The organism is uncultured Agitococcus sp. (assembly GCF_937920075.1).
GTDB lineage: Bacteria > Pseudomonadota > Gammaproteobacteria > Pseudomonadales > Moraxellaceae > Agitococcus.
In genome coordinates this window covers 1-9,250 of record NZ_CALETI010000053.1, presented here as the reverse complement: position 1 = coordinate 9,250, position 9,250 = coordinate 1, and the positions used below count along the sequence as shown (strand labels likewise).

Sequence of the window (9,250 nt, the reverse complement as noted above, 5' to 3'; positions counted from 1 at the left end):
TGCATTAAGCGTCCGCGCAAGGCGACTAATCGTACACCATCAGCTAGAGACATGACGCCACTGGCCACTAAAGCACTATATTCACCTAAAGAATGCCCTGCTAAATAATCAGGCTTTGCACCCTCAAAAGCTTGCCATACACGCCATAGAGCAATGCTTGCAGTTAATAATACGGGCTGAGTATTTTCGGTTTTATTCAGTTCTGTTTCGTTTTCTTGGCAAAGTTTCCATAAATCGACATTAAGCGCGTCAGAGGCTTCACCAAAAGTTTGTCTAATTAAAGGATATTGCTCAGCAACATCGGCCAACATGCCTAATTGTTGGGAGCCTTGACCAGGAAAAACAAAAGCCAGTTTTGACATTTCTCTATACCTATAATTAATAAATTTTTATTTAAACAATAATTTTTGCGTTTTGAGGTATTGCAGTTGACCTTGTTGTAACACCAGATCACTTAACCAATCCTCTTGTTGATCTAATAACTTTTGTTGACCTTCATATTCAAACAAATAACGATGGCTAAAATGTACGCGAATAGTAGCACTTTGCCCATCTTCTGCAATGTTTTCTTCTTCTATAGTTGCTTGTGTCATAATCAATTTAGCCATTAAAAAATTATTTTTATAAATTTTGGCTAAATCTTGTTTACCAATGACTGGCTGCTTAATTGATTGTAACTGACGATAATTTTCTGCAAACATAGCCATTAATTTTGGCTCATCTTTTTGCATGATGGCTGTTGTATGAAGATTTATAAACTCTTTAATCAACTTTGTATCTATTTTATCCGCTGCTTGCACTTGTGTCATACCAGCCATCATCACGCAAAATATCATCCCTATTATAAGCCGTTTCATCATTATTCCTGAGACGGTAAATGCTGTGCAATCAATGAAGGAATATCTTGTTCGATCGCCTTAATAGCTACTTTAAGGGCTTGTGCAAATGAGTCTTGGTCAGCACTACCATGACTTTTAATGACAATGCCTGTTAAACCTACCAAACTTGCACCGTTATAATTACTTGGATTCATTTTTTGTTTTAAACCACGCCAAATAGGATAAGCAATCGCACCGACTATTTTATTTAGCCAACTTTTCTCTATTTCTTGCTTAATAAAGCTAGCAAACATTTTGGCCACGCCTTCAGACGTTTTTAACGCGACATTACCCACAAATCCATCACAAACTACCACATCGGCTTCACCTTTAAAAATGCCATCACCTTCAATGTAACCCACATAATTGAGTGAACTGGCTTTTAATAATTGGTGTGCTTGTTTGATTTGTTCATTGCCCTTAATTTCTTCTTCGCCAATATTTAATAAAGCAATCCGTGGTGAAGCAATATCCGCTAATGCTTTAGCAACCAAATTACCCATTTGGGCAAATTGCACTAAATGTTTGGGTTCTGAATCAACATTTGCCCCTAAATCAAGCATATACACTTGACCAGTTTGGGTAGGCAACGGAGCTAAAATCGCTGGACGGTCTATATTGGCATGGGTTTTTAACACAAAACGGCTAATTGCCATCAATGCGCCCGTATTACCAGCACTCACGCAGGCATCAGCTTGTTTTTCATGGACTAAATTTATCGCCAAACGCATTGACGATTGACGCTTATTGCGTAAAGCAACCGCAATTTTATCATCCATTGTCACCATTTCATCGGTGTGAACAATAGATACGCGTTGTTTGATGATGGCAGATGATTTTTGTAGGTGTGGCGAAATTTGTGTTTCTTGACCAACAAGAATGATTTTTAAATCAGGATAGCGTGCTAGGACGCTTAAAGAAGCAGGAACAGTAACACGGGGACCGAAGTCCCCGCCCATGGCATCAACCGCGATGGTGATAGCCATACTATAACTTAGGCGTCAACCGCAGCAACAGTAAACAATTGACGACCACGGTAGAAACCGTCTTTAGTCACATGGTGACGACGGTGAACTTCACCAGTGGTTTGGTCAACGCTTAAAGTTGGGCCAGTTAATGCATCATGGGAACGACGCATATCGCGACGAGAACGAGTTTTACGATTTTGTTGAACGGCCATTTTAGCTCTCCAAACACACAAGACTAAACATCGTAACGACGTTTATGGATTAGATTAATCTTTCGCTGACGGCTTTTTTAATGCTGCCAACACCTGAAATGGGTTTTCTTTGACGGGTGCAGCAACGTCATCTTGTTTATAACTTAATGCATCACAATCTTCATGCATTGGTGTATAAGGGACGTTTAACAACAACTCATCTTCAATAATTTCTGCCAACACTACTCCCTGTTCTGGCACAACTAAATAGTCTGCATCTTCTGGGAGTTTCTCAGCTTCGTCTTCATCATGCACTAAGGCAAGGTCAATCGTGGTTTGAATCGGGAGTTGCATTGTCTCTAAACAACGCTGACAAGTGAGATTAATCACCGTCGAAATCTCGCCACGTAAATAAGCCCTTCTTTGAGCATTACGCTCAAACCGACAATCAATGTGTACGCTACCATTAGTATCAACTAAATCGGTAGCTAACCGTGTAAATTGCGCCAAAGGAACATCGACTACAACATGTGTAGCTCTATCTGCCCATTTAAAGGGCTCAATGGCGGCTGGTAATGAGACGACTGGCATAATAGGGGCGCGATAATAAGGGTTAATCAATAGTTTGTCTAGTTTTTTTGAATTTCCCTCCCCTAATTTAGGGAAGGGTCAGGGTGGGGTCATTTATAACCCCCCTCCCAACCTCCCCCTTATCAAGGGGGAGAAGCTTAGACAACTGGAATTTTACCAATTTTGGCTTGCCAAATTTTGGGTGCGGTATCATGCACTGAGCTGCCGTTGACATCTACCGCCACCGAGACAGGCATATCTTCAACCACAAACTCATAAATCGCTTCCATACCTAAGTCTGCAAAAGCAACGACTTTGGCTTTACGGATCGCTTTGGATACTAAATAAGCAGCACCACCCACCGCCATTAAATACACCGCTTCATGGTTTTTAATGGCTTGAATAGCGACTGGACCACGTTCAGATTTACCAATCATACCGTATAAGCCTGTGGCTTCTAATACTGTATTAGTAAACTTATCCATACGGGTTGCAGTTGTTGGGCCTGCTGGACCAACTACTTCGTCACGAACGGGATCAACTGGACCAACGTAATAAATAAATTTACCTTTTAAATCGACAGGTAATTCTTCACCTTTGGCAATCATATCAGCCATACGTTTATGGGCAGCATCACGGCCAGTATAAATTGTGCCAGACAACAACAAGGTTTCACCTGTTTGCCATGTTTTAATGTCTTCATGGCTAATATTATCTAAGTTAACACGACGTGCTTTTGACGCATCCCATGTCACTTGTGGCCAATCTTCTAATTTAGGTGGAGTTAATTCTGCTGCACCTGAACCATCTAATTCAAAATGCACATGACGAGTCGCTGCACAGTTTGGAATAATGGCAACAGGTAAGCTGGCTGCGTGTGTTGGATAATCTCTGATTTTGATATCAACAACAGTTGTTAAACCACCTAAACCTTGTGCGCCAATACCTAATGCGTTGACTTTTTCAAACAATTCTAAGCGCAGTTCTTCAACACGGTTTTGTGGGCCACGAGCAATTAACTCTTGAATATCAACAGGATCCATTAACGATTCTTTGGCTAACAACATGGCTTTTTCGGCTGTACCACCAATACCAATACCTAACATACCCGGTGGACACCAGCCAGCACCCATCGTTGGTACGGTTTTTAATACCCAATCCACAATCGAATCAGAAGGGTTTAACATTGCCATTTTCGATTTATTTTCAGAACCACCGCCCTTCGCTGCAACGGTAATATCAACTTTATCACCAGCCACAATTTCGTAGTGAATCACTGCTGGGGTGTTGTCTTTGGTATTTTGGCGTTTACCTGCGGGATCTTTTAGAATAGAAGCACGTAACACGTTGTCTGGATGTAAATAAGCACGACGTACACCTTCATTAATCATGTCTTCTAAGGACATGGTAGCGTCCCAACGCACATTCATACCCACTTTAACAAACACAGTGACAATGCCTGTATCTTGGCAAATCGGACGATGACCTTCGGCACACATACGCGAATTAATTAAAATTTGCGCCATGGCATCTTTAGCGGCTTGATTTTCTTCTTTTTCGTAAGCGTTATTAATCGCTTGAATAAAATCTAAAGGATGATAATAAGAAATGTATTGTAAAGCATCGGCAACACTTTGAATAACATCATCTTGCTTAATAACAGTCATGCTTATTCCTCTGTAACTGGCGTGAGCTGGTTTTGTTGGCGGCGATTATAACGAATTATTCTCTGTTTTAGGCTCTTGTACCGCTAAAATTTGCGCTAAAGACAAACTAAATTGCTGTTGCTGATAATCATGCACCGCTAATAAACGGGGTGCCAAAGCCCTTGCCCAATGATCATCCTCATGTAAGTTGTCTAAATCTTTAGGCAGTGGTAATGGCCACGGTAAACTTTGATAAAATTGCCAAAAATCAATTTTTTCTAAGTTACGCACCAAAACATAATTGCCCGATTCATTTTTTTGGATAAAACGTTGTTTTAATAAAATATCGGCTAATTGTGTCCAAATTTCAACTTCTCGTTTGCCTAAAATATCCATCGCCTCTAAATCAGACACCGACTTCCCTTCTAATTGGCGCAAATAAAATAATTGCAAAATATCTAAAAGAGCTAACACAGGATGACGATTTTTTTTATTGGCTTCTTTATAAAGAGTTAATGCCCGACAGACCTCTACGCCCAATAAAATAATCATCCACGACAAATACACCCATAATAAAAACAAGGGAAATGCCGCAAATGCGCCATAAATTAATTGATAAGAGGAGAAATCGGCGACAAAAAACGTAAATAAATTTTTAGCCAATTCAAATAAGGTTGCGGCAAAAAAACCAGCACCAAATCCTGCTTTTACAGGTACACGACAATTAGGCACAGCAATATATAATAAGCTAAAGGCTAAACCCGTAAACACAAAGGGTAAAATTTGTAGCCCTGAAAAGACCATCCCAACCAGCTCTTCGGCATCACTAAATACCCTTAACGACGTAATATAAGAAGAAACGGCAAAGCCTGCGCCCAATAAAAATGGCCCTAAACTTAATACTGCCCAATAACGTAAAAACCCCACCACACTTTGTTTGGGTTGTTTTACTTTCCAAATTTGATTAAAGGCCTTTTCGATAGTCACCAACATCATCACTGCGGTGACAAACAACATAAACACACCAACAACCGTTAAATGGCCAGCTTGTGTGGCAAACTCACTCAAATAATTTTGTACTTTGATGCCCGTGTCGGGCAAAAAATGTCTAAAAATAAATGATTGTATTTGGCTACTTAATTGTTTTAATGATGGAATGGCAGATAACACACTAAACAACACCGTCAACATTGGCACAACAGCAAATAAGGTGGTATAGGTTAAGGACGCTGCATTTTGTCGGCACTCATCTGCCAAAAAGCGACTAATCACAAAACGGGTAAATGATTTGATTTTGTGCCAATGACTCTGCAACGTCATATTTCACTCCAATTGGGGTATAATCCTAACAAAATGAGGATAAGTTAATGCCTGAACCCTATATTTTAGTACTGTACTATAGTCGTCATGGTAACACACGCCAACTCGCAAAATTGATTGCGCGTGGTGTAGAAGCCGCAGGCATGACTGCGCGTATTCGTACAGTGCCAGCAGTATCAACTGTCTGTGAAAGTACCGAAGCTGCTATTCCTGATAGTGGTGAATTATATTGCAGCTTAGAAGATTTACGTGATTGCGCAGGTTTAGCTTTAGGCAGTCCCACTCGATTTGGCAATATGGCCGCACCCATGAAGTATTTTTTAGATGGTACAGCCGCGTTATGGCTGAATGGTGCGTTGTGTGATAAACCCGCCGCCGTTTTCACCTCAACCAGCTCTTTACATGGTGGTCAAGAAAGCACCTTATTAAGCATGATGTTGCCATTGTTACATCATGGCATGGTCATTTTAGGTTTGCCTTATCGTGAGGCGGCATTAAATAGTACGCAAAGTGGCGGAACACCTTATGGCGCATCACATTGGGCAGGACAAGATGGTAAACGCCCAATCACCGCAGAAGAACAAGCTTTATGTTTAGCTTTAGGTAAACGTTTAGTACAATTTGCGAGACGCTAACTAGACATTAGCTGAGAAGTTTAGTGGTGGCAACCTTGTCAGCTCACCCTCGGCACACGCATCACAACTACCGTTGCTACCTTCCGGTCCTGGCGGGGTTTGCTGCTTAGCGTTGCGAGGAAACCGACAAGGCCACCATAACGCGCCACTTGATGAATATCAAGTGGGCTGCAAGTATATGACATTATTTAGAATTTTGGAACAGTTATGGATATATTTTTTTTAAGTTATTTACATAGTCCTTTAGGCTTGATTCACTTCATACACAAAGACAATGTTTTATATGCACTTGAATTTGACGAGTTTCATCATCGACTCACTCAATCCTTAACTCGTTATTATCCAACAGACTTTGCAATTCATGTCTGTGAAACCAGTATTATTCACGTTTTGTTAGATACTTATTTTTCAGGTGATCTTGATGCGCTCAATCGTATTCAAGTTAATGCGTTAGGGACAAACTTTCAACAACAAGTTTGGCAAAGTTTACGTACTATCCCCGCTGGCAAAACCGCTTCTTATGGTCAAATTGCACAACAGATTGGCAACAAAAATGGTCAACGTGCAGTAGGCATGGCTAATGGTAAAAACCCTATTCCCCTAGTCATTCCTTGTCATCGTGTCATTAATCATAATGGCAAATTAGGCGGCTACAGTGGCGCTTTATGGCGTAAAGAGTGGTTACTTAAGCATGAGAAAATTTAGAGGGAGAACCCATCACTTCCAATAATAACATCTCAACAGCCTCCATCTTTGAGAGCTTCAATGACACTTTTTATCGAAAAAATATAATTGCATCTCTCAATCTGTCCCCAAATCACTTTTTTTTGTCCTCTAATCACCTTTTACCGTACGATCGTAATGTAATTTAATGAGGTGTCAGATACACACCTCTGTCTTACTGAAATATGTATAGATAACCACCCATATTCAAAGACTAGATTTATTAACTAATCATTATTGCGATTTTAGGTATCTATCATGGTCGTCACTACATTAAAAAATGCTACTCTGGGAAAATTATCTTTGCGTAAACATATCAAAATTTCTGATTATGTGAGCACTGGCACGATGCCCATTCGCCATTTCAACTTTAATTTTGATGCAAAAACCTTTGATGATAAATTTTATTTGCAAAAAGAATGGGCAAGTGCTTATTTTTATGCCTTATCAATTTTTTTAACTTATGGCGAAGAGTTAGTTATTGAGACCGCTCGTTATCACCGTGACTTTATTACTGACCCTATTTTAAAACAACGTGTCTCTGCATTGATTGGACAAGAAGCTTTACATTCTAAATTTCATAATGAATACAATGACATTATGACTGAGCATAACTTCCCCGTAAAACTGTACCGTTTTTTAGCTGAAAAAGTATTTGAATACACTTTTCTAAAATTTCCACAACCACTAAAACTATCCATGATGGCAGGGATTGAGCATTTTACTGCCGTGGTTGCGGAATATATGATGAAGCACGAAGACCATTTTTATTACTCTGACGATGCCAAAGCCCGTGCTTTGTGGATGTGGCATATGTTAGAAGAATCTGAGCATAAAGACATTGCTTATGATGTTTACCAAACATTATCAGGTGATTATGGCTTACGGATTTTTGGTTTTATTCTTGCTTTTGTCACGATTTTAGGTGGCGTCTCTTTAGGTGCTTTACTCCTACCTTTCTTACGCAAACCAAGCAATTTAATCAGTGTCAGTTTTTGGAAAGAAGCCAAAACCAGTGCCAGCCTATTATTTGGCTACGAAAATGGCGTGTTTGGTAGCACAATGGGGCATATTGCCGATTATTTCCGTCCTGATTTTCACCCCAACGACCACGACACCACAGCTTATTTAAATTATTACAAAGAAAAATTGTTTAACCCAGAAAATGGCGCATTAACCCCCTTCTTTGTTAAAGAATTTACTCCTGCTGTTCGTGCAGCTTAATACGATTATTTTGGTATAAAATCATGGGCTTATTTAAAAAAACTACCAAACCTAGTCAACAAGCTTATGCCGTGGTCACAGGTGCTGGTAGTGGCATTGGTCAAAGTTTTGCATTGGCATTAGGCAAACGCGGTGGCACTGTTGTTTGTGCGGATATTAACTTAGCGGCAGCCGAAAAAACGGTTGCGCTTTTGGCTGAACACGGTGCAAAAGCTTATGCGGTTGCGTGTGACGTTGGTCAAGCCGAACAAGTCGCTGACTTAGCTGAACAAGCCGAACAATTAATGCAACATCCTGTCACTTTAGTGATTAATAACGCAGGTGTCGGCTTAGGTGGTAAATTTGATGAGTTATCACTCGAAGATTGGCAATGGGTGACTCATGTTAATTTATGGGGTGTGATTCATGGTTGTCACTTTTTTGTTCCTAAGTTTAAAAAGCTTGGACATGGTGCAATTATTAACGTCGCATCAGCAGCAGGTTATACAGCTGCTCCCGAAATGACAGCCTACAATGTCACCAAATCTGGGGTGTTAGGATTGTCAGAAACTTTATTTTCTGAGTTAAAAAAATCTAACATCAAAGTCAATGTACTTTGCCCAACTTTAGTACCAACCAATATCATTAAAAATGGCCGTATTCCTAGTCGTTATTCGGGTTTAGCGGATCATGCGTTGATGAATTTTGCTATGACTACCAGTGAGGCTGTTGCTGAACTAACCTTAAACCGTTTGGACAAAGGCAAGCTCTACACCATCCCTCAATTAGACGCAAAATTATTTTGGTTGATGAAACGGGTATCGCCTAACTTATACACCAAGTTTTTAGGTTTTTCTTACTCGTTTTTTAAATAACCCTTAATCATCGTAATGTGCGTCAGTTCTGCTGACTTCGACTCCGCTCAGTCAACACAAAAATGCCCCCTGAGCGTAATAATGTACCCTAAGCGGAGTCGAAGGGTAACTTTTCTTAACTGACGGACATTAGCTACTCAGCGAGATTTAACATGACTACTCAAGCTCATATTTATGACACCTTTATTGTTGGTGCTGGTATTTCTGGTATTGCTGCCGCGATTCGTTTGCAAAAAGTTGG

General features: G+C 40.2%; 12 protein-coding genes and 1 other RNA gene. 5 read left to right on the top strand and 8 right to left on the bottom strand.

The annotated features are described in order from the left end of the window. The 7 genes from Q0212_RS01725 to Q0212_RS01695 all read right to left on the bottom strand — a co-directional run. The coding region (locus tag Q0212_RS01725; protein ID WP_297921261.1) for an ACP S-malonyltransferase at positions 1-362 on the bottom strand (362 nt) is incomplete at its 3' end. A 27-nt stretch (positions 363-389) separates the two neighbouring features. Next, complete coding sequence (locus Q0212_RS01720; protein ID WP_297921259.1) at positions 390-809, bottom strand: hypothetical protein; 420 nt, start codon at positions 807-809, stop codon at positions 390-392. Between the two features lie 50 nt (positions 810-859). Next, positions 860-1,864, bottom strand: coding sequence for a phosphate acyltransferase PlsX (gene plsX / locus Q0212_RS01715; RefSeq protein ID WP_297921256.1), 1,005 nt, complete (start codon positions 1,862-1,864; stop codon positions 860-862). A gap of 8 nt (positions 1,865-1,872) precedes the next feature. Then, a complete protein-coding gene (gene rpmF / locus Q0212_RS01710; protein ID WP_297921253.1) occupies positions 1,873-2,058 on the bottom strand; it encodes a 50S ribosomal protein L32 in 186 nt (61 codons plus the stop codon). A gap of 54 nt (positions 2,059-2,112) precedes the next feature. After that, positions 2,113-2,658, bottom strand: coding sequence for a YceD family protein (locus Q0212_RS01705; protein WP_297921250.1), 546 nt, complete (start codon positions 2,656-2,658; stop codon positions 2,113-2,115). Between the two features lie 107 nt (positions 2,659-2,765). Then, positions 2,766-4,274 (bottom strand): fumarate hydratase, encoded by a 1,509-nt coding sequence (locus tag Q0212_RS01700; RefSeq protein WP_297921247.1) that lies wholly within the window; start codon positions 4,272-4,274, stop codon positions 2,766-2,768. A gap of 45 nt (positions 4,275-4,319) precedes the next feature. After that, positions 4,320-5,573, bottom strand: a complete 1,254-nt coding sequence (locus Q0212_RS01695) for a YihY family inner membrane protein (RefSeq protein ID WP_297921245.1) — start codon at positions 5,571-5,573, stop codon at positions 4,320-4,322. Between the two features lie 47 nt (positions 5,574-5,620). On the opposite strand from Q0212_RS01695, the gene wrbA reads away from it, so the two are divergent. Beyond that, positions 5,621-6,208 carry an NAD(P)H:quinone oxidoreductase gene (gene wrbA / locus Q0212_RS01690; protein WP_297921242.1) on the top strand — a complete coding sequence of 196 codons (588 nt, stop codon included), beginning with the start codon at positions 5,621-5,623 and terminating at the stop codon, positions 6,206-6,208. A 33-nt stretch (positions 6,209-6,241) separates the two neighbouring features. Here wrbA and ffs read toward each other — a convergent pair. Then, positions 6,242-6,337, bottom strand: an RNA gene (gene ffs, locus Q0212_RS01685) — signal recognition particle sRNA small type. Between the two features lie 78 nt (positions 6,338-6,415). Here ffs and Q0212_RS01680 point away from each other — a divergent pair. From Q0212_RS01680 to Q0212_RS01665, 4 genes are all read left to right on the top strand, one after another. Next, positions 6,416-6,913, top strand: coding sequence for a methylated-DNA--[protein]-cysteine S-methyltransferase (locus tag Q0212_RS01680; protein ID WP_297921239.1), 498 nt, complete (start codon positions 6,416-6,418; stop codon positions 6,911-6,913). Positions 6,914-7,189: 276 nt separating this feature from the next. Next, positions 7,190-8,155 carry a metal-dependent hydrolase gene (locus Q0212_RS01675; protein WP_297921236.1) on the top strand — a complete coding sequence of 322 codons (966 nt, stop codon included), beginning with the start codon at positions 7,190-7,192 and terminating at the stop codon, positions 8,153-8,155. A gap of 23 nt (positions 8,156-8,178) precedes the next feature. Beyond that, on the top strand, positions 8,179-9,009 hold the full coding sequence (locus Q0212_RS01670; protein WP_297921233.1) for an SDR family oxidoreductase: 831 nt from the start codon (positions 8,179-8,181) through the stop codon (positions 9,007-9,009). A gap of 152 nt (positions 9,010-9,161) precedes the next feature. Next, on the top strand, positions 9,162-9,250 hold an 89-nt coding region (locus Q0212_RS01665), incomplete at its 3' end, for a hypothetical protein (protein WP_297921264.1).